Raw genomic sequence first — 20,866 nt, 5'->3', positions numbered from 1 at the left:
ACGAAGAGCCCGCCCCCGGAATCCGGGAGCGGGCTGTTGGCCGAACGGGACGAGCGGGCTCAGCCCACCGAGGAGTACGCCACGACACCGCGCAGCAGGCCGTCGACCGCCTTGCGGGCGTTGCGCGCGACCGGGCTGCCGTGCGGCGCGGCGGCGGCGATCTGGCCGAGGACGTCGATCAGCTGCTTGGACCAGCGCACGAAGTCACCGGCCGGCATCTCGACCTCCCGCAGCACCTCGTCCAGGCCGTGCCCGGACGCCCAGCGGTAGGCGGCCCAGGCGAAGCCGAGGTCGGGCTCGCGCTGGCCCACGCCCTCCGTCTGGTGGATCCGGTGCTCCTCCTCCAGGGCGTCCAGCCGGCCCCAGATGCGGACCATCTCGCCGAGCGCCGCCTTGGCCGCCCCGGAGGGCAGCTTGGGCGCCACGGCGTCATCGCTCATCCGCGACTCGTAGACCAGCGCCGACGCACACGCCGCCAGCTCCGCCGGGGCCAGCCCGTCCCAGACGCCCTCGCGCAGGCACTCGGAGGCGAGCAGGTCCAGCTCGCCGTAGAGCCGCGCCAGCCGCCGGCCGTGCTCGGTCACCTCGTCGTTCCGGAGGTAGTCCAGATCGGTCAGGAGCGCGCAGATCCGGTCGAAGGTCCGGGCGATGGTGTTGGTCCGGCCCTCGATCCGCCGCTCCAGCTGCCGGGTGTCCCGCAGCAGCCGGTGGTAACGCTCGGCCCAGCGCGCGTGGTCCTCGCGGTCCGAGCAGCCATGGCACGGGTGCGCCCGGAGCTCCGCGCGCAGCCGGGCGATCTCGGTGTCGTCGGTCGCCGCCGAACGGGCCTTGCGGTGCCGCTCGGGGACGATGTGCCCGGCCTTGGTCCGCAGCGCGGACGCCAGGTCGCGCCGCGACTGGGGGCTGCGCGGGTTGAAGGTGCGCGGGATGCGCATCCGCTCCAGCGGCTCGACGGGCACCGGGAAGTCGATCGACGCCAGCCGCTTCACCTGCCGTTCGGCGGTGAGCACCAACGGCCGCGGCCCCTCGTAGTCGTAGCCGCGGGACCGGTCGGCACGGCCGGGCAGCCCCGGGTCCAGCACCAGCGCGAGCCCCGCGAACTTGCCCGTCGGCACATGGATCACATCGCCCGGCTTGAGTCGCTCCAGCGCGGCAGCGGCGGCGGCCCGGCGCTGGGCAGCGCCCTGCTTGGCCAGCTCCGTCTCCCGCTCCTTCAGGTCGCGGCGCAGCCGCGCGTACTCCTCGAAGTCGCCCAGGTGACAGGTGACCGCCTCGCGGTAACCCGCCAGGCCCTCCTCGTTCTTCTGCACCTGACGCGAGATGCCGACGACCGACCGGTCCGCCTGGAACTGGGCGAACGACGTCTCCAGCAGCTCCCGCGACCGGTGCCGGCCGAACTGGGAGACCAGGTTGACCGCCATGTTGTACGACGGCTTGAAGCTCGACCGCAGCGGGTACGTCCGGGTCCCGGCCAGGCCCGCGAGGGCGGCCGGGTCCATGGCCCGCTGCCAGAGCACGACCGCGTGCCCCTCGACGTCGATACCCCGGCGGCCGGCCCGGCCGGTCAACTGGGTGTACTCGCCCGGGGTGATGTCCGCGTGCTGCTCGCCGTTCCACTTGACGAGCTTCTCCAGCACGACCGAGCGCGCGGGCATGTTGATGCCCAGCGCCAGCGTCTCGGTCGCGAAGACCGCCTTGACCAGCCCCTTGACGAAGAGCTCCTCCACGACCTCCTTGAAGGTCGGCAGCATGCCCGCGTGGTGCGCGGCGATGCCCCGCTCCAGCCCCTCCAGCCACTCGAAGTAGCCCAGGACATGCAGGTCCTCGTCCGGGATGGCCTCCGTCCGCTCCTCGACGATCGACCGCACCCGGCGCCGCGCCTCGTCGTCGTTGAGCCGCAGCCCCGCGTACAGGCACTGCTGGACGGCGGACTCGCAGCCCGCCCGGCTGAAGATGAACGTGATGGCGGGCAACAGGCCCTCGGCGTCGAGCCGTTCGATGACCTCGACCCTGCTGGGGGTCCAGATCCGGCTCCGCTGACGGCGTTCCCGCTCCCGGTCGGCCTCGCGCAGCATCTTGCCCCGGCGGCGGTCCCGGCCGAGCGGCCGACTGTTCTCCATCCGCGCCAGACGCACCAGGTCCGGGTTGACCTCCCGGCGGCCCGTGACGGGCGTGCCGTCCGGCCCCGTCTTCTCCTCGAACAGGTCGTACATCCGCCGCCCGGCCAGCACGTGCTGCCACAGCGGCACGGGCCGGTGCTCCGAGACGATCACCTCGGTGTCGCCCCGCACCGTGTCCAGCCAGTCGCCGAACTCCTCGGCGTTGGAGACGGTGGCCGACAGGGACACCAGCGTCACCGACTCCGGGAGGTGGATGATCACCTCCTCCCAGACGGCACCCCGGAAGCGGTCCGAGAGGTAGTGCACCTCGTCCATGACCACATAACCGAGCCCGTTCAGCGCCTGCGACCCGGCGTAGAGCATATTGCGCAGCACCTCGGTGGTCATCACGAGCACCGGGGCATCGGAGTTGACGCTGTTGTCACCCGTCAGCAGGCCGACCTTGGCCGCGCCGTAGCGCTTCACCAGGTCGTTGTACTTCTGGTTCGACAGCGCCTTGATGGGGGTGGTGTAGAAGCACTTGCGGCCCTGCGCCAGGGCCAGGTGGACGGCGAATTCGCCCACAATCGTCTTGCCGGAGCCGGTCGGCGCCGCGACCAGCACCCCCTTCCCGGCCTCCAGGGCCTTGCAGGCGTCGATCTGGAACGGGTCCAGCTCGAAGTCGTACATTTCGCGGAAGGGGGCCAGTGCGGTGGCCTGCTCCGCGGCGCGCCGCTTCGCCAGGGCATAGCGCTCAGCAGGGGACATGTCGTCGGTCATCTTGTCTACGAGCCTACCGGTGAGCTGTGACAGGCACCCGATCTTTAACGGGGGATGCCCTGCGGGCGGCTGTGCCCCGGGCCCCCTGAGCGCGCCCGCGGCGCGCGTCCTCAAACGCCGGACGGGCTGAATAGCCCGTCCGGCGTTTGAGGACAACCGCGCGGAGCGCGGTTTCGGGGGCGCGGGGGCTTGCCCCCGCAAGAAACGGTGAAAGGGAGGGCCCGGGGCACCCTCACCCCCCAACCCCAAGCACCCGCACAGCCCCCCGCACCACCTCCGCCACCACCGGCAACTCCCCCACCCGCTCCCCATCCGCATACGCCGCAACCCCCACCGCCTCCAGCGAAACCCGCGCCGCCCGAAACACCCGCACCCGAGGATGCGAAAGATGCGTCCCCCGATACACCCGGGGAAACACCGAAAGCAGCGTCCGACGACTGCACGGCCCCACCACCGTCACATCGAAGAGCCCGTCATCGAGCCGCGCGTCCGCGCAGATCCTCATCCCGCCGCCGTACGAACTGCCATTGCCGACGGCGACGAGCGTCGCCTCGACGTGCCGCTCGGGCCCGTCGTCGAGCCGCAGCCGGTAGGGAATGGGCCGCAGAGCGGCCAGCTCGGCGAGCAGGGCGAGGTCGTAGCGGAGCCGCCCGGAGGGGAAGCGCATCCGGTTGCCGCGGTCGTTGACGCGGGAGTCGAAGCCGGAGGCGAGCACCGTCCCGAAGTACGTACCGCGGCCCCCCACCCGCCCCAGATCCCGGGGCACACCCCCGTCCCCCTTGAGGGACTCGGCGACGCCTCGCGCCGCCGCCACCGGGTCACGGACGGGCAGCCCGTTGGCGCGGGCGAAGTCGTTGCCCGTACCGACGGCGACGACGCCGAGCGGGGTCGGCGTCCCGGCGACCGCCTGAAGCGCGAGCGAGACCATCCCGTCGCCGCCCACGGCGATCAGCGCCCCCGTCCCGCCCGCCACCGCCTCCCGGGCCCGGCGCAGCGCGTCGGCGGCGTCCTCGCCCAGGACGGTACGGACCGAGTGCCCGGCCTCGCGCAGCACCCGGGCCGCGGGCTGCGCCGCGCGGGCGCCGCGTCCCCGGCCCGCCGTGGGATTGACGAAAAGCGTGATGTCGCTGGTCACGCGCGGACCCTACCGCCTGCACCGGACACGGAACGCCGCAGGGCGGCAGCCGTATGCCGACTGCCGCCCCGGAGGCACTGGATCCGCCGTCACGTATCAGGTGAAGTCGTCGTACCCGTTCCGCCGCACCGGCTCACCGCCGCGCCCCTCACGACCGGACCGGTCCAGAGCGGGCAGCGGCTCCACGTCGCCGACCGTCTCCGGGGTGAGGTCCAGGGGCGCCGCCTCGTCGTCGTCGAGGAGACGGTCCGGGTTGGCCCGGCCCCTGCGCTTGTCGTTGAGGATGGCGATGCCGACGGCGATGAAGTAGAGCCCGATGATCGGGCCGGCCAAGGCGAACATCGACACCGGGTCGACGGTCGGCGTCGCCACGGCCGCGAAGACCGTGACACCCATGATCATCCCGCGCCACCAGCCCAGCATCCGGCGGCCGGTGAGAATACCGCCGAAGTTGAGCAGCACGAGCAGCAGCGGCAGCTCGAAGGAGAGGCCGAAGACGAGGACCAGGCGCACGATGAGGTCGAGGAGGTCGTCAAGGGGGAGGAGGTTGTCGACGCCCTCCGGGGTGAAGCCGAGAAGCACCTTCGTCGCCGTCGGCAGGATCGTGTAGGCGAACCAGCCACCCGCCGCGAAGAGCGGGACTCCCGCCGCCACGAAGCTCAGCGCGTACTTCTTCTCGTTCCGGTGCAGACCGGGGGCGAGGAAGGCCCACAGCTGGTAGAGCCACACCGGGCAGGAGAGAACCAGACCCGAGACGAGGGAGACCTTGACCATCAACGTGAAGGGCCCGGCCAGACCCGACATCGTGATGTTGGCGCATTCCTTGTGTTTGAGCTCCCTGTGCCTCAGCAGCTCGGAGAGGGGGACGTCACAACTGACCGCGTCGTCGATCGGCTTCTTGAAGACATCGATGATGTCCATGTAGTAGAAGGCCGCGACCACCGCCACGATCACAATCGCGATAACCGACTTCGCCAACCGGTTGCGCAGCTCACGGAGGTGTTCCGCGAGCGGCATCCGCCCCTCGGGGTCCTTCTCCTTCTTGCGGGCAGACTTGGGCAACCCACGTCCCTATCTCGTGCGGCAGGCGGTCGCCCCGGGGCGGCCGCCTCAAACGTCGTCCTCGGTCGTCAGCGCTGCGTCGTACGGTCGGCGGCCGGCTCCTGCACCGGGCGCGACGTCACGTCACCGGGAGCGGCCTTGATCGTACGCGGCGCCGCAGCCTGGGCGTCGGGCGCGGGGCCGGAGGGCGCCGCGGCGTCGTCCTTCCCCTCGGACTTCATCGCCTTGGCCTCGCTCTTGAGGATGCGGGCCGACTTACCGAGGGCACGCGCCATGTCGGGGAGCTTCTTGGCGCCGAAGAGGAGCACGACGACGACAAGAATCAGGATGATCTCGGGGGCCCCGATCCGTCCGAACAACATAAGCGTTTACCTTCTCACCGAAGCGGTATAGGGGTGTGGAGCTGGTGACCGATAAGACATTTGTCCAGCAGTCGTACGGCAGCGATCGTAACGCGCAAGGATGAACGCCGGGCAATCCCCGCGCGTACTTCCCGCCCGTTCCCCCGCTGTTCCCGCGTGCGACCCTCCGCTTCGTCGGCAGGGTCACCCGCACCAGCGTACCGTCAGGGCTTCCGGTGCAGGAGACGGCCGTCGGCCCCCTTCCGCCGGAGGTTCCTCACTTCTCGGCCCGAGGTTCCTCACTCCTCGGCCGAGGATCCTCACTCCGGGCGTACGCCGTGCGCCACCCGTGCCGCCTCGGCCGCGAGCGGGACGGCGGCCCGCTCCAGGTCCTCGGTCGCCCGGGTGATCCGCCGGGAGCTCTCCTCCACCTGCCGGGCCAGCCGGCGCACCTGCACCAGGACGAGCGCGGCGAGGACGCCGAGCACGGCGATGCCGCAGAAGGAGAGGGCGACGGCCAGCATGGGGAAGAGCATGGGACGAACCTACTAGGGGCGGAACGGGAGGACAGGGACGGGCCGGTGTCAGGCGGTCGAGTGCAGCCGCAGGGTGCGGACGCCGCCGCCGGTGAGCAGCTGGATGATCCGCTCCCCCGCAGGCTTGCGGACCGAGGCCCCGCAGTCGGGGCAGGTGAAGGAGTAGAAGGTGGTGCGCCGGCTGCCGCCTATCGCCAGCCGCAGCGCGGCCGCGGCCAGCTCGAAGCTCCCCCGGCAGTCGGGGCAGGCGGCCTTGAAGACCGCGGCGTCCGTCATCCGGTCCCGCACGTGCCCGGCCACCGCCTCGCCCGCCCTCACTCGCCGTACGCCGCGAGGGCGTCGCGCGCCGCGTCCCGTGCGCTCGTGGCCAGCTCCGGGGGCGAGACGATCCGGCCGTCGCGGCCCAGCCGCAGCGCCAGCCGGCGCAGCGAGGCCGGGTCGGGAGTGCGCAGGGTGATCCGCAGACCGCCCTCGGGCAGCTCCTCGGCGCTGTCGTGCGGGTAGTACTCGGCCACCCAGCGCCCGCCGGGGCCCACCTCGACGACCACCTCCGGGTCCTCGGCCGCGGGCTGCACCAGCCCGGCCGACAGATCGCGCGGCTCGACCGGCGGCGGGTCGGAGACCTCGTCGAGCAGCCGGATCTCGGCCACCCGGTCCAGCCGGAAGGTGCGCCGCGCCTCCGACAGCCGGCACCACGCCTCCATATAGGTGTGGCCGACGGCGAACAGCCGGATGGGGTCGACCTCGCGCTCGGTGAGCTCGTCGCGGGCCGGCGAGTAGTACCGCACCCACAGGCGGCGGCGCTCGGCGATGGCCCGGTCGACGTCCGCGAACACGCCGCCCTCGGACTCGAAGGTCACCGACAGCCGGGAGCTCGCCCCCGCCGCCTCCCCGGCCGCGGCCTCGATCTTGGCGGTGGCGCGCACCAGCGCCTGCCGGTCGCTCTCGCGCAGCCCGGGGAGCGTGGCCACCGCGCGGGCGGCCACCAGCAGCGCGGTGGCCTCGTCGGCCGCGAGCCGCAGGGGCTCGCCCGTGCTGGTGCCCGAGGCGTCCGGGTTGTGCCACCAGATGCGGTCGCCGTCGGTGTCGATGTCCAGCAGGTCGCCGCCGCGGAAGCTGGTGCCGCACATCGGCAGCACGTCGAGGTCGCCGATCAGCTCGTCCTCGGTGATGCCGAAGGCGCGGGCCACGTCGGCGACGCGGGCGCCGGGGCGCTCGCGGAGATAGGTGACCAGCGACAGCATGCGTCGCGTCTGGTCAATGGCGTTTCCGGCCATGGGAAGTCGAACCGTGCCCTTTCTTCCAGGTCGTCCTGTCCGGTCAGCCCTTGGCCACGGCACGCAGCCGGTCGAGGACGTCCGCCCGCAGGTCCGCGGGTTCCAGCACCACCACGTCCGGGCCGAACTCGACGAGCCAGGCGTCCAGCCCGTGCCCGTACGGGATCTCCAGCTCGTCCCAGCCGTCGCCGAGGTCGCGGCGCGCGGTGGCCCTGGCGCGCAGCGGGTAGCCGTGCCCGGCCCTGACCTTGATCAGCGCGGTGCCGGTGGCCGTCTCGCCCGCCCAGGTCTCGACGGTCTCGCGGACGGTGACGTGGTCGGGGACCGGCGCCGTGAAGGGCAGGGCGCGCGAGCGCACCCGGCCCGTGATCCGGGAGAGCCGGAAGACGCGCTCGGCCTGCCGGTCGCGGTCCCAGCCCGCCAGGTACCAGTGCCCGCGCCAGCACTCCAGGGTCCACGGCTCGACGTGCCGCTGCCCGGGCCTGGCCGCGTTCGCCTTGCGGTAGTCGAAGACGACGGTCCGCCGGTCGCGCGCCGCCAGCATCAGCGGCTCGAAGGCCGCCTCGTGCACCGGGATGCGCGTCTCCAGGGCCCCGCCCTCGTACGCGTCCTCGGCCAGCGGCATCCCGGCCGCGCGCAGCTTCTGCAGCGCGCCGCTCGCGGCGGACGCGAGCCGCGCCTGCTGCCAGACCTTCGCCGCGAGGCCCAGCGCCGCGGCCTCCTCGGCGTCCAGGGTGATCGGGGGGAGGCGGTTGCTGTCCCGGCGGGCGAGGTAGCCGGTCTCGCCGTCGACGCCCTCCACGGTCTCGATGATCAGACCGAGCTCCCGGAGGTCTTCCTTGTCCCGCTCGAACATGCGGTTGAAGGCGTCCTCGGTGCCGTTGGCGGCGGCGCGGGAAACATCGGCGTCAGCGCCCTCGGGTCCCGGCCCGAACGCCACACTGCTCACTGACCCGAACGCTTCGATGTACGCCTCGATCGACGCCCGCAACTCCCGCTTGCTGAGCGGGCGACGCGTACCCAGCAGACACAACGCCAGGTTCATCAGCCGCTCGGCCTTGGCAATCGCCATCGACGCCCTCTCGCCCTCTTCTCATGTTCTTTCAACCGATGACCGTACCGTTCACCCGTCACACGGCAAAAGCCGAGGGCCCGCGCGGTTCGCGCGGGCCCTCGGCGCAGGACGGCGTCCGGTCAGACGGCGATCAGGTCGCAGACGAAGATCAGCGTCTCGCCCGGGGCGATACGGCCGCCACCGGCGCCGCGGTCGCCGTAGCCGAGGTGGGCGGGGATGGTCAGCCGGCGGCGGCCGCCGACCTTCATGCCCTGGATGCCCTGGTCCCAGCCCTGGATGACCTGGCCGGCGCCCAGCTGGAACTCCAGCGGGTTGCCCCGGTTCCAGCTGGCGTCGAACTCCTCGCCGGTGGAGTAGGACACGCCCACGTAGTGGACCTTGACGAAGTCGCCGGCCTTGGCCACCGCGCCGTCGCCCTCCCAGAGGTCGACGATCTTCAGCTCGGTCGGCGCCGGGCCCTCCGGAAAGTCGATCTCCGGCTTGTCGATGTTCACGTAAGTGCTCCTACGAACGGATTCTGCGGACAACCGTGCAAGTTTCGCAGATGGACGATCAGACCTTGCCCACGATGTCCACGACGAAGACCAGCGTGGCGCCCTTCGGAATGTCGCTGCCGGGGGGCGGGGTGTCGCCGTAACCCTCCTCCGGCGGGATCACCAGCAGCACCCGGTCCCCGACGTGCTTGCCGACGAGGCCCTTGTCCCAGCCCGCGACGACCGAGGCGGTACCGACCTGGAAGGCCGTGGCACCAGGTGCGTCCTTGTGGTCCCAGGACGCGTCGAACTTCTTGCCGCCGTCCCAGAGCACACCGGTGTACTGGGCGATCAGACCGTCGCCGGCCTTGACCTCGGGGCCGTCGCCCTTGATCAGCACCTGCTGCTTGAGTTCCTTCGGCGGCTTCTCCCCCTTGGGGATGGTGATCTCGGCGGCCTTCTGCGGCTCGACCTTGACCTCCGGCATCCCGGCCTCGGTCTTCGCCTGCTCACCCTTGGCCTCGCCCTTGACGTCGACCTTGGCGGTGTTGACGACGTCGAGGACCCACACCAGGGTGTCGTCCGGGTTCATCCCGTTCTGCGCGGCGGCCTCGCCGTACATCGACTTGACCGTGCCCTCGACCCACACCCGGGTGCCGACCTTGCGGCCGACGAGGGTGTCCGCCACCGGGGCCGGAATCGATCCTGCCCCCTTGACCCCCACCTGCTGCACGATCTGCCGGCGCGGCCCGCTGCCCTTCGCTCCCTGCCAGGAGCCCTGGGTCTGGCCTTCCTTGGGAGCCTGCACGGCGTAGTCGAGGCGGACGAACGCGCCCTTCTCCACCGTCTCGCCCTTGCCCTCGGTCACGGTGGTGGCCTTGACCTTGTCCGGCGCCTTGACGTCCTTCGGGGCGGAGATCTTCGGCGGCTCGCCGAAGGCGCCCGTCACCGTGATCTTCGAGGAGCTCTCGGTCTGGGAACCGCTCTCCGTGGCCTTCGACGCGCCGCCCCCTCCGTCGTCCGAGCCGCAGGCCGCGGCGGTCAGGAACAGTACGGGCACGGCCAGCGCGGCTGCCAGGCGGTGCGAGGGACGGGTGCCGCTCGCGGTCCTCGCGAGGCGACGGGATTGCGGGGATCGTCCCGCGGTGAATCGCAGCATCGGTCCAACTCGGGCTAGGGGGTGGCTGAACAGTGCCCGCCACTCTACGGCCTGTGTCTCGCCCGGCAACTCCCTGCGACACGACGGTGCGCCGGGTCAGTGGGACCCGGCGCACCGCTTTCGGTTTTCTTTCTCAGACCGGTTGCCCGCTCACATTCCGGCAATCAGCTTTTCCACCCGGTCGTCGACCGACCGGAAAGGGTCTTTGCACAACACCGTGCGCTGTGCCTGGTCATTGAGCTTCAGATGGACCCAGTCGACGGTGAAGTCCCGGCGCTGTTCCTGTGCGCGGCGGATGAAATCGCCGCGGAGCCGGGCCCGGGTGGTCTGCGGGGGCACCGACTTGCCCTCGAAGATCTTCAGGTCGTTGCACACCCGTGCGGCCTTGCCGCGCCGCTCCAGGAGGTAGTACAGGCCCCTGCGGCGGTGGATGTCGTGGTACGCCAGGTCTATCTGCGCCACCCTCGGGTGGGACATGCTGATGTTGTTCTTGGCCCGGTACTGCTCGATGAGCTGGTACTTCATCACCCAGTCGATCTCGGTGGAGATCCGGTCCAGGTCCTCGTCCCGGACCGCCTCCAGGGCGCGGCCCCACAGCTCCAGCACCCGCTCGACGGTGCCGGTGCGGATGCCGCGCCGCTCGCAGAAGTCCACGGCCTTCTCGTAGTACTCCTGCTGCACCTCCAGGGCGGACGCCTCGCGGCCGCTGGCCAGCCGCACCTTGCGCCGCCCGGTGATGTCGTGGCTGACCTCGCGGATGGCCCGGATGGGGTTCTCCAGGGTCAGGTCGCGCATCACCGTGCCGGCCTCGATCATGCGCAGCACGAGGTCGGTGGCGCCGACCTTGAGCAGCATCGTGGTCTCCGACATGTTGGAGTCGCCCACGATGACGTGCAGCCTGCGGTAGCGCTCGGCGTCGGCGTGCGGCTCGTCCCGGGTGTTGATGATCGGGCGCGAGCGGGTGGTGGCCGAGCTGACGCCCTCCCAGATGTGCTCCGCGCGCTGGCTGACGCAGTAGACCGCGCCGCGCGGTGTCTGGAGGACCTTCCCGGCCCCGCAGATCAGCTGACGGGTCACCAGGAAGGGGATGAGAATGTCCGCGAGACGGGAGAACTCCCCGTGTCTGGCCACGAGATAGTTCTCGTGGCAGCCGTAGGAGTTCCCCGCCGAATCGGTGTTGTTCTTGAAGAGGTAGACGTCGCCCGCGATCCCCTCCTCGTGCAGGCGGCGTTCGGCGTCGACGAGCAGACCTTCGAGAATGCGCTCGCCCGCCTTGTCGTGGGTGACCAGCTCGGTCACGTTGTCGCACTCGGGAGTTGCGTATTCCGGGTGCGAGCCCACATCGAGGTAGAGGCGGGCGCCGTTGCGCAGGAAGACATTGCTGCTGCGGCCCCAGGAAACGACACGGCGGAAGAGGTACCGCGCCACTTCGTCAGGCGACAGTCGGCGCTGTCCCCTGAACGTGCACGTGACGCCGTACTCGTTCTCCAGCCCGAAAATGCGGCGGTCCATGCCTGAACACTACGCCTGATGCCCTGCGCTGAAACCGGGTTCGACGGCACCGTTCCGATCAGTTTCCGAGCGCGCGACGACCGGAGACGCCTTCTCCGGGGCCGTCAGCGCCCGCCGGGCCGCCAGCAGGACCAGCGCGGCGGCGATCCCGCTACCCGCCGCGACCGCGAACCCGGCCCGCGCGCCGCCCGACTGCACCGCCGGGCCCACGATGGCCGTGCCGATGGAGGCACCGACGCCGAACGACGTGACCAGCCAGGAGAACGCCTCGGTGGCCGTGCCCGCCGGGGCGTGCCGGTCCACCACGACGAACGCACAGGCGAGGGCGGGGGCCAGGAAGACACCGGCCAGACCCGCCAGCGCCGTCATCGGGGCGACACCCGGGACGAGCAGCAGCGGCACATAGCAGACGGCGAGGGCGAGGATGATCACCCGGAGCCGGGCCTCCGGCCGGCCGGCCCACTGCCGGGCGCCGTAGCCGACGCCGCCGACGAGGGCACCGGCGCTCAGGGCGGACAGCAGGTAGCTGGAGATCATGCCGCCGCCGTGCGCGTCCGCGTAGGCGACGGAGGCGACGGCTATGGAGCCCAGCGCCGAGCCGACGAAGAAGAAGGTGGCCAGGACCACCAGCAGCCCGCGCGAGCGCAGCGCGCCCAGCCAGTGGGCCTCGCGCGGCTCGCTGCGCCACTGCCGCGAGGGCGGGGAGCTGACGACCGCGAGGGCGCCGAGCACGCCCAGGACGTTGATGACCATCAGGGCGGCGGCCTCGGACCACTCGCGGACGAGCAGCATCACCAGCAGCGGGCCGACCGCGTACATCACCTCCTGGGCGACGGCGTCCAGCGCGTAGGCGGCGTGGATGCGGTCCTCGCGCTTCAGGACGGACGGCCACAGCGCCCGCAGGCCGCCCTCCAGCGGCGGGGTGAAGAAGCCGGCGACGACCATCGCCGCGTAGGCGACGGGCAGCGGCTCCAGGCCGACCAGGGCGAAGAGCACCATGCCCAGCGCGGACAGGACGGCCGAGGGCAGCATCACGCGCGGCTGGCCGTACAGGTCGACGGCGCGGCCCAGCAGCGGCTGGCCGAAGGCGTTGGCCACGCCGTAGGCGGCCGAGAGCGCGCCGGCGAGGGTGTAGCTGCCGCCCTCGGCGCGGGCGAAGAGGACAATCGCCAACGCGGCGGTGGCGGTGGGCAATCGGCCCACCAGGGTGCCCGTCAGCAATCGCGCCGCGTACCGCGTCCTGAGCATCTCGCCGTAGCCCGCCGCCGCCATCTTCTGCCTCTCACTCGACCGGCCGAGGCCGTGTCCGTCCCGACGCCCGCGATCGTCCGTGGCCGTCCATGTGGTTTTACGTATAACGTTGGAGCGTTATACGTATCATGTCGACAGCTCACGGGTCCACCCGTGAAGAGGCGGCGGAGAGGGGCGTCACCGCGGTGACCGATGGCGAGCACGGCGAGCGCAGAGGGCACGACGAGCGCGCGGACGACGCGGGGGACGACCGGAACCGCTGGCCCACGGTCCGCGGGGCCCACGCGGCGCCCGCCCGGGCGACGAGCCGGGACGTGGCCCGCGCGGCCGGGGTCTCCCAGGCGACGGTCTCCCTGGTCATGGGCGACAAATGGCGCGGCCGCGTCTCGGAGCGGCGCGCCGAGGCGGTGCGCTCGGCCGCCAGGGAACTGGGCTACCGGCCCAACCTCGCCGCCCGCGACCTGCGCCTGGGCCGCGCCCGGACCGTGCTGCTCGTGGTCCCGGCCCTCACCAACGAGTACTTCGCCCGCGTCTACGCCGGTGCGGCCAAGGTGGCGGGCGAGCAGGGCGTGGGAGTGCTCCTCTACCCCTCGCCCGAGGGCATCGGCCCGGCCCGGGACCCCTTCGCCTCCGCCCGGTCGGCGCTCGACGGCGTGATCGCCTCGTCGATGGCGGTGGACTCACTGGCCGCCCTGCGGGCGGGCGGGCTCCCGCTGGTCATGCTCGACAGCGACCCGGACAGCGAGGACGCGGCCGCGACCGTCAACCCCGACCTGCCCGACGGCATGCGCCAGGTCACCGAGCACCTGCTCGCCCTCGGCCACCGGCGCTTCGCCCACCTGGCCGCCGACGTCGACTCATGGACCTTCCGGGTCCGGGCCCGCGCCCTCGCCGACGCCCTGCGGGACGTCCCCGACGCCCGGGTGGTGCGCACCGAGCGGGCCGCGCTCCAGGTGGACGCCGGCCGCGCCGCCGCCGAACGAGCCCTCACCGGCCCCGGCCCCCGCCCCACCGCCCTCGTCTGCGACGACGACGTACTCGCGGCCGGCGCCTGCAAGGCCGCCCGGCGGCTCGGCCTGCGGGTGCCGGACGACGTCTCGGTGACCGGCCTCGCCGACCTCGCGCTCGCGACGGCCGTCGACCCGGAGCTGACCACCGTGCGGCTGGCCGCGGAGGCCATGGGTGAGGCGGGTATGCGGGCGCTGATGGCTGTGCTCGACGACAGGCCGGATGGTGTGGGCGTGCTGCCGGTGGAGCTGGTGGCTCGGGGGTCCAGTGGGCCGGTGCGTGGCGCCTGACGGCGGTGGGGTGCCCCGGGCCCTCCCCCAGAGGGGGCACCCCCATTTCACCGTTTCTTGCGGGGCGAGCCCCCGCACCCCCGAGCGCGCCTGCGGCGCGCGTCCTCAAACGCCGGACGGGCTGACTTCAGCCCGTCCGGCGTTTGAGGACAACCGCGCGGAGCGCGGTTCAGGGGGTCCGGGGGACCTCCCCGGGAAACGGTGAAAGGGCGGGACCGGGGCACCCAAGCGCGTCAGCGCCCCCAACGGGTGGCGGTTCAGGACGCACCTGTATCGCCACCCGCGCTCTCGCCGTCCTCGGAGGCCTCCGCCTCGCCCCCCTCCAGCAACCGCGTCAGCTGCCCCCCGAGCAACCGCTTGAACTTGCGCTGCTGCGGCCGCTTCCGATCCAGGACCGCGACCTCCAGCTGCTCCGCGGTCAGGGTCCGCTCCCCACCATTGGTGTCCCGGGCGAGCGACTCGACGGCGAGCTTGAGCGCCTCCGCCAGCGTCATCCCGTCCCGGTGCCGCTGCCCGAGATAGCTGCTGATCTGGTCGGCGTTCCCGCCGACCGCGACCGAGCCGTGCTCGTCGACGATGGATCCGTCGTGCGGCAGGCGGTAGATCTGGTCGTCCTCGGGGCCGTCCCCGACCTCGGCGACGATCAGCTCGACCTCGTACGGCTTCTCCCCCGCGCTGGAGAAGATGGTGCCGAGGGTCTGGGCGTAGACGTTGGCGAGGCCCCGGGCGGTGACGTCGCCGCGGTCGTAGGTGTAGCCGCGCAGGTCGGCGTAGCGGACGCCGCCGATGCGCAGGGTCTCGAATTCGTTGTACTTGCCGACGGCCGCGAACGCGATGCGGTCGTAGATCTCACTGACCTTGTGCAGCGCGCGGGACGGGTTCTCGGCAACGAAGATCACGCCATCGTTGTACTGGAGGACCACGACGCTGCGGCCGCGCGCGATGCCCTTGCGGGCGTACTCGGCGCGGTCGGCCATGGCCTGCTGGGGAGAGACGTAGAACGGCGTCGACACCGGTTATCCGTCCCTTTCTGGTCTGTGGGGAGTGCGTACGGAGGAGTCGGGACCGGCGGCGTGCTAGAGCAGCGCGGCCCGGGGGCCGTCGGGCTCCGCGAGCCGGCGCTCGTGGATCGCCCGGACGGTCTCGGCGAGCAGGTCCTCGGTCAGCCTCCGGTAGCCCTCGTCGGTGATGACCGTGACAACGGGGTAGATGCGGCGGGCGAGGTCGGGCCCGCCGGTCGCCGAGTCGTCGTCGGCCGCGTCGTACAGCGCCTGGACGACCAGCGTGGTGGCCTGGTCCTCGGAGAGGTCGTCCCGGTAGAGCTTCTTGAGGGCACCGCGCGCGAACAGCGAGCCCGAGCCGGTGGCCGCGTAGCCGTGCTCCTCCGAGCGGCCGCCGGTCACGTCGTAGGAGAAGATCCGGCCCTTCGCCCGGTCCACGTCCCAGCCCGCGAAGAGCGGCACCACGGCCAGGCCCTGCATGGCCATGCCGAGGTTGCTGCGGATCATCGTGGAGAGCCGGTTGGCCTTGCCCTCCAGGGAGAGCTGGGCACCCTCGACCTTCTCGAAGTGCTCCAGCTCCAGCTGGAAGAGCTTGACCATCTCCACCGCGAGCCCTGCCGTGCCCGCGATGCCCACGGCCGAGTACTCGTCGGCCGGGAAGACCTTCTCGATGTCGCGCTGCGCGATGACGTTGCCCATGGTGGCCCGGCGGTCACCGGCCAGCACCACCCCGCCGGCGAAGGTCGCCGCGACGATGGTCGTGCCGTGCGGCGCCTCGACGGCACCCATGACGGGAGGGAGCTGACGGCTGCCGGGCAGCAGCTCGGGGGCGTGGTTCCCGAGGAAGTCCATGAACGAGGACGAGCCCGGAGTCAGGAAGGCAGCTGGTAGACGCCCGGTGCTGCGGAAATTGGCTTCCACGGGTTTCCTTCCAACAAGATCATGAAAATACTGCACGGACCATACAACCCGGGCCGGGGACCGGCCGTCCCGCACCCCGGGACCGGGGTGCGGGACGGTACCCCGGCTACTGCCCGCCCTTTTGCACGAACGATCGGACGAAGTCCTCCGCGTTCTCCTCCAGGACGTCGTCGATCTCGTCCAGGACGGAGTCCACGTCGTCCGACAGCTTCTCGTGACGTTCCTTGAGGTCTTCCGAAGCCTGCGCCTCCTGCGCCTGCTCCTCGGTCTCCTCCGTGGCGCGCGTGGCCTTCTGCTGCCCGCCGCCGGTGTCCTTGGTCGCCATACCCCTCACCCCGCTCGGTTCGACGTACAAGATCGGACGTACACGTTTCTGACCCTACAAGCAGGGTCCGACATCGGCCCTCCACTTGCGGGAACGCCCGGGAACCACCGGAATGATTCCCGGGACAGCCGTTCCTCAGACCCTCCCCGGCCACCCCGGCACCCGTCAGCCCCCGGACAGCACCCGCACCAGCTCCTCCGCCGTGCGGCAGCGGTCCAGGAGCTCCTTGACGTGGTTGCGGGTGCCGCGCAGCGGCTCCAGTGTGGGCACCCGCTGGAGCGAGTCACGGCCCGGCAGGTCGAAGATCACCGAGTCCCACGAGGCGGCGGCCACGTCGTCCGCGTACTGTTCGAGACAGCGGCCCCGGAAGTAGGCCCGGGTGTCCTCGGGCGGTGCCGTGCGGGCCCGCTCGACCTCGCTCTCGTCCAGCAGCCGCTTGATCCTGCCGCGGGCCGCGAGGCGGTTGTACAGCCCCTTTTCCGGCCGGACGTCCGCGTACTGGAGGTCCACCAGGTGCAGCCGGGCCGCGTCCCAGTCCAGGCCGTCGCGGCGGCGGTAGCCCTCCAGCAGTTCGCGCTTGGCCACCCAGTCCAGCTCGCCCGCCAGGCTCATCGGGTCGCTCTCCAGCCGGCCCAGGACGTCCTCCCAGCGGGCCAGGACGTCCTTCGTCTGCTCGTCCGCGTCGGCCCCGTAGCGGTCCTCCACGTGTTTGCGGGCCAGCTCGAAGTACTCCATCTGGAGCTGGACCGCGGTCAGTGTGCGACCGCTGCGGAGCGTGATCAGACGTCGCAGCGAGGGGTCGTGGCTGACCCGGTGGAGGGTGCGGACCGGCTGGTCGACGGCGAAGTCGGCGGAGATGAAGCCGTCCTCGATCATGGACAGCACCAGCGAGGTGGTGCCCAGCTTGAGGTAGGTGGAGATCTCCGAGAGATTGGCGTCGCCGATGATCACGTGCAGCCTGCGGTACTTCTCGGCGTCCGCGTGCGGCTCGTCCCGGGTGTTGATGATGGGCCGTTTGAGCGTGGTCTCCAGGCCGACCTCGACCTCGAAGTAGTCGGCGCGCTGGCTGATCTGGAAGCCGTGCTCACGGCCGTCCTGGCCGATGCCCACCCGGCCCGCCCCGGTGACCACCTGGCGGGAGACGAAGAACGGGGTCAGGTGCCGGACGATGTCCGAGAACGGCGTCTCCCGCTTCATCAGGTAGTTCTCATGGGTGCCGTAGGAGGCGCCCTTGTTGTCCGTGTTGTTCTTGTAGAGATGGATCGGCTGGGCGCCGGGCATCTGGGCCGCCCGCTCGGCGGCCTCGGCCATGATCCGTTCCCCGGCCTTGTCCCACAGGACCGCGTCGCGCGGATTGGTGATCTCCGGGGAGCTGTACTCGGGGTGGGCGTGGTCCACGTACAGCCGTGCGCCATTGGTGAGGATGACATTGGCCAGGCCGATGTCCTCGTCGGTCAGCTGACTGGCGTCCGCGGCCTCACGGGCGAGGTCGAAGCCCCGGGCGTCCCGCAGCGGATTCTCCTCCTCGAAGTCCCAGCGGGCACGGCGTGCCCGGTGCATCGCGGCCGCGTAGGCGTTGACGATCTGGGACGAGGTGAGCATGGCATTGGCGTTCGGGTGACCGGGGACGGAGATCCCGTACTCCGTCTCGATGCCCATTACTCGCCGTACGGTCATGCGGCCCTCCTTGCCCGGCGGCGCCCCCTGGTGGGGTCGCCGCTCAAGTACCGCTGCGCATCCGGTCCATGTGCATCCCCCACGCGCTTCGCGGTGGTACCGAAGAGCCTAGAACGGCTTTGCGGCCCTGGGGAGATCATTCCAGTCATTGCTCCGGTTCGTGCCGTACCGGGACCCCGCCGTGCCGGGGCCGTCCGCCTGCGGTGCCCGCACAACGCGTCCGGCTGCGGACGGACCGTTCCGGCCCGGTCCTGCGCCGGGGGGCGGGAGCCGGGGGGAACAGTCATCCGCAGCCGGACGGCGGTGTTACAGGTACTGACCGGTATTGGCCACCGTGTCGATGGAGCGGCCGGTGTCCGCGCCCTGCTTCCCGGTGACGAGGGTGCGGATGAAGACGATCCGCTCGCCCTTCTTGCCGGAGATGCGGGCCCAGTCGTCCGGGTTGGTGGTGTTGGGCAGGTCCTCGTTCTCCTTGAACTCGTCCACGCAGGCGGCGAGCAGGTGGGAGACGCGGAGGCCCTTCTGGTTGTGGTCGAGGAACGCCTTGATCGCCATCTTCTTGGCGCGGTCCACGATGTTCTGGATCATCGCTCCGGAGTTGAAGTCCTTGAAGTACAGGACCTCCTTGTCACCGTTGGCGTAGGTGACCTCCAGGAAGCGGTTCTCCTCGGACTCGGCGTACATCTGCTCCACGACCGACTGGATCATGCCGTCGACGGTCGCCCGGGCGTCTCCCCCGTGCTCGGTGAGGTCGTCCGTGTGGAGCGGCAGGGTCCGGGTCAGGTACTTGGAGAAGATGTCCTTGGCGGCCTCGGCGTCCGGGCGCTCGATCTTGATCTTCACATCGAGCCGGCCGGGGCGCAGGATCGCGGGGTCGATCATGTCCTCGCGGTTGGAGGCGCCGATGACGATGACGTTCTCCAGGCCCTCCACGCCGTCGATCTCGGAGAGCAGCTGCGGGACGATGGTGTTCTCCACGTCCGAGCTGACACCGGAGCCGCGGGTGCGGAAGAGGGAGTCCATCTCGTCGAAGAAGACGATCACCGGCGTGCCCTCGCTGGCCTTCTCCCGGGCGCGCTGGAAGATCAGCCGGATGTGCCGCTCGGTCTCGCCGACGTACTTGTTGAGCAGCTCGGGGCCCTTGATGTTGAGGAAGAAGCTCTTCCCCGCGGGCTTTCCGGTGACCTCCGCGACCTTCTTGGCAAGGGAGTTGGCCACCGCCTTGGCGATGAGCGTCTTGCCGCAGCCGGGCGGCCCGTAGAGCAGGACGCCCTTCGGCGGCCGGAGTTCGTGCTCCTTGAAGAGGTCGGGGTAGAGATAGGGGAGCTCGACCGCGTCGCGGATCAGCTCGATCTGGTTGCCCAGGCCGCCGATCTTCGTGTAGTCGATGTCCGGGACCTCTTCGAGGACGAGCTCCTCGACCTCGCTCTTGGGGATGACCTCGTAGACGTAGCCGGAGCGCGATTCGAGCAACAGGGCGTCGCCGGGGCGGATGGTGACGTCCAGCAGCGGCTCGGCGAGCCTCACCACCCGCTCCTCGTCGGTGTGCCCGATGACCAGGGCGCGTTCGCCGTCCTCCAGGATTTCCTTGAGGGTGACGATGTCCCCGGCCCGCTCGAACGCCATGGCCTCGACCACATTGAGCGCCTCGTTGAGCATGACCTCCTGGCCGGGCCGGATCTCCTCGGCGTCGACGCCCGGGCTCACATTGACCCGGAGCTTGCGGCCGCCGGTGAAGATGTCCACCGTGCCGTCGTCGTTCGACTGGAGAAAGACGCCGAAGCCGGCCGGCGGCTGGGCGAGCCGGTCGACCTCTTCCTTGAGGGCCACGATCTGGTCGCGGGCCTCACGGAGGGTGTTGGCGAGCCGCTCGTTCTGGGCGGACACCCCGGCCAGGTTGGTCTGGAGCTCGACGATCCGCTCTTCGAGAATCCTCGTGTGCCGCGGAGAGTCGGCGAGCTTGCGGCGCAGGACGGCGATCTCCTGCTCAAGGTAGGCAACCTGGCTGGCGGGGTCGTCAGAACCCCGTCCCGGCCGGATGCCGCGGTTCATGTCGTCGTCGTGGGCTGCCACGGTCCTCACCTCCTCCAAGGGGAGCTGGACGCTTCCTGACCCTACCTGGGCCGGTGCAGGTTGAAACCCCTAGATCACAAACCCGGTCGGAGTGTGTCCGATCTTCACCCTTGCGCACGTCCTCACGACTGGGGAATACCCACCCATCAACATCGGAAAGCGAGCGGTTGTATCGTCGAGTCGGTCAACACCCGTCAGTGCTGGCTCCAATTGATTCACGTAAGCAGGAACGGCAGGCGAGATGACCGTCCAGAACGAAGACCGCGCAATCGTCGAGAACGAGGCCGGGGCACCGGCGGCCGACGGCTCCGACGAGGCCCTCGAGGTCTGGATCGACCAGGACCTGTGCACCGGGGACGGCATCTGCGCGCAGTACGCCCCGGAGGTCTTCGAGCTCGACATCGACGGCCTGGCGTACGTCAAGAGCGCCGACGACGAGCTGCTGCAGGACCAGGGTGCCACCACTCCCGTCCCGCTGACGCTGCTGGCCGATGTCCGGGACTCGGCCAAGGACTGCCCCGGCGACTGCATCCATGTGCGGCGCATCTCGGACAAGGTCGAGGTCTACGGTCCCGACGCCGGGTGACCGGTCAGACAAGCGTGGCGATGAGCCGTGCCATCTCGGCGAACTTGCCGTCGCGCCACCGCCATTCGACCGGCCGGCGCAGGTCCGGGCAGCAGCGCGGCACCGTCGGCGCGGAGTAGCCGAGCAGAGTGGCCGAAACGGCTCCCCCCGAGACCGTGAGCTTTTTCAGCGTGGCCACTGATCGGGTGAGGGTTGCGGCGCCCGCAACGCACGAGGCTCCCGTGCCGTTGAGTGAGGTGTTCGAAGTCTCAACCAACCGGCACAGGAGCCCCGTTGGTTCCCTAT

At 70.8% G+C, this 20,866-nt stretch carries 19 protein-coding genes and 1 pseudogene; 2 read left to right on the top strand and 18 right to left on the bottom strand.

Annotated features, from left to right (window positions below; genetic code table 11):
* Window positions 1-59: 59 nt before the first annotated feature.
* The 12 genes from HN013_RS19640 to HN013_RS19585 form a co-directional block, all read right to left on the bottom strand.
* Window positions 60-2,879 carry an RNA helicase gene (locus tag HN013_RS19640; protein ID WP_171167994.1) on the bottom strand — a complete coding sequence of 940 codons (2,820 nt, stop codon included), beginning with the start codon at window positions 2,877-2,879 and terminating at the stop codon, window positions 60-62.
* A 232-nt stretch (window positions 2,880-3,111) separates the two neighbouring features.
* Window positions 3,112-4,014, bottom strand: coding sequence for a diacylglycerol kinase (locus HN013_RS19635; protein WP_171167992.1), 903 nt, complete (start codon window positions 4,012-4,014; stop codon window positions 3,112-3,114).
* Between the two features lie 96 nt (window positions 4,015-4,110).
* Window positions 4,111-5,076, bottom strand: coding sequence for a twin-arginine translocase subunit TatC (gene tatC, locus HN013_RS19630; protein ID WP_171167990.1), 966 nt, complete (start codon window positions 5,074-5,076; stop codon window positions 4,111-4,113).
* Window positions 5,077-5,144: 68 nt separating this feature from the next.
* Window positions 5,145-5,435, bottom strand: a complete 291-nt coding sequence (gene tatA / locus HN013_RS19625; protein ID WP_171168136.1) for a Sec-independent protein translocase subunit TatA — start codon at window positions 5,433-5,435, stop codon at window positions 5,145-5,147.
* Between the two features lie 302 nt (window positions 5,436-5,737).
* Complete coding sequence (locus HN013_RS19620; RefSeq protein WP_171167988.1) at window positions 5,738-5,953, bottom strand: hypothetical protein; 216 nt, start codon at window positions 5,951-5,953, stop codon at window positions 5,738-5,740.
* A gap of 48 nt (window positions 5,954-6,001) precedes the next feature.
* The gene (locus HN013_RS19615; protein ID WP_171168134.1) at window positions 6,002-6,229 is read right to left on the bottom strand and encodes a hypothetical protein; all 228 of its coding nucleotides are present in this window, start codon (window positions 6,227-6,229) and stop codon (window positions 6,002-6,004) included.
* A gap of 38 nt (window positions 6,230-6,267) precedes the next feature.
* Window positions 6,268-7,230, bottom strand: a complete 963-nt coding sequence (locus tag HN013_RS19610; protein ID WP_171167986.1) for a YafY family protein — start codon at window positions 7,228-7,230, stop codon at window positions 6,268-6,270.
* Window positions 7,231-7,273: 43 nt separating this feature from the next.
* Window positions 7,274-8,302: a YafY family protein gene (locus HN013_RS19605; RefSeq protein ID WP_171167984.1), complete on the bottom strand. Its 1,029-nt coding sequence runs from the start codon at window positions 8,300-8,302 to the stop codon at window positions 7,274-7,276.
* A gap of 122 nt (window positions 8,303-8,424) precedes the next feature.
* Window positions 8,425-8,799 carry an FKBP-type peptidyl-prolyl cis-trans isomerase gene (locus HN013_RS19600; RefSeq protein ID WP_171167982.1) on the bottom strand — a complete coding sequence of 125 codons (375 nt, stop codon included), beginning with the start codon at window positions 8,797-8,799 and terminating at the stop codon, window positions 8,425-8,427.
* A 58-nt stretch (window positions 8,800-8,857) separates the two neighbouring features.
* Window positions 8,858-9,937 (bottom strand): FKBP-type peptidyl-prolyl cis-trans isomerase, encoded by a 1,080-nt coding sequence (locus HN013_RS19595; RefSeq protein WP_171167980.1) that lies wholly within the window; start codon window positions 9,935-9,937, stop codon window positions 8,858-8,860.
* A gap of 150 nt (window positions 9,938-10,087) precedes the next feature.
* Window positions 10,088-11,449, bottom strand: a complete 1,362-nt coding sequence (gene pafA / locus HN013_RS19590; RefSeq protein WP_171167978.1) for a Pup--protein ligase — start codon at window positions 11,447-11,449, stop codon at window positions 10,088-10,090.
* A gap of 9 nt (window positions 11,450-11,458) precedes the next feature.
* Complete coding sequence (locus tag HN013_RS19585; RefSeq protein ID WP_171167976.1) at window positions 11,459-12,721, bottom strand: MFS transporter; 1,263 nt, start codon at window positions 12,719-12,721, stop codon at window positions 11,459-11,461.
* A 293-nt stretch (window positions 12,722-13,014) separates the two neighbouring features.
* On the opposite strand from HN013_RS19585, the gene HN013_RS19580 reads away from it, so the two are divergent.
* A complete protein-coding gene (locus HN013_RS19580) occupies window positions 13,015-13,998 on the top strand; it encodes a LacI family DNA-binding transcriptional regulator (protein ID WP_398980351.1) in 984 nt (327 codons plus the stop codon).
* Window positions 13,999-14,255: 257 nt separating this feature from the next.
* Here the strand turns inward: HN013_RS19580 and prcA are convergent, their stop codons facing one another.
* The 5 genes from prcA to arc form a co-directional block, all read right to left on the bottom strand.
* Window positions 14,256-15,011, bottom strand: coding sequence for a proteasome subunit alpha (gene prcA / locus HN013_RS19575; RefSeq protein ID WP_171167972.1), 756 nt, complete (start codon window positions 15,009-15,011; stop codon window positions 14,256-14,258).
* A gap of 63 nt (window positions 15,012-15,074) precedes the next feature.
* A complete protein-coding gene (gene prcB, locus HN013_RS19570) occupies window positions 15,075-15,920 on the bottom strand; it encodes a proteasome subunit beta (protein WP_171167970.1) in 846 nt (281 codons plus the stop codon).
* Window positions 15,921-16,026: 106 nt separating this feature from the next.
* Window positions 16,027-16,245 carry a ubiquitin-like protein Pup gene (locus tag HN013_RS19565; protein WP_171167968.1) on the bottom strand — a complete coding sequence of 73 codons (219 nt, stop codon included), beginning with the start codon at window positions 16,243-16,245 and terminating at the stop codon, window positions 16,027-16,029.
* A gap of 165 nt (window positions 16,246-16,410) precedes the next feature.
* Complete coding sequence (gene dop / locus HN013_RS19560; RefSeq protein ID WP_171167967.1) at window positions 16,411-17,922, bottom strand: depupylase/deamidase Dop; 1,512 nt, start codon at window positions 17,920-17,922, stop codon at window positions 16,411-16,413.
* Window positions 17,923-18,228: 306 nt separating this feature from the next.
* Window positions 18,229-19,995: a proteasome ATPase gene (gene arc, locus HN013_RS19555; protein ID WP_171167965.1), complete on the bottom strand. Its 1,767-nt coding sequence runs from the start codon at window positions 19,993-19,995 to the stop codon at window positions 18,229-18,231.
* 241 nt (window positions 19,996-20,236) lie between these two features.
* On the opposite strand from arc, the gene HN013_RS19550 reads away from it, so the two are divergent.
* Entirely contained in the window at window positions 20,237-20,581 is a 345-nt protein-coding gene (locus HN013_RS19550) for a ferredoxin (RefSeq protein WP_171167963.1), read from the top strand.
* Between the two features lie 4 nt (window positions 20,582-20,585).
* On the opposite strand, the pseudogene HN013_RS32415 reads toward HN013_RS19550, so the two are convergent.
* Window positions 20,586-20,866: pseudogene (locus HN013_RS32415) on the bottom strand (hypothetical protein); the annotation flags it as partial.

Source organism: Streptomyces sp. I05A-00742 (assembly GCF_013055795.1).
Lineage (GTDB): Bacteria > Actinomycetota > Actinomycetes > Streptomycetales > Streptomycetaceae > Streptomyces.
This window is presented reverse-complemented; position numbering and strand designations above follow the sequence as displayed.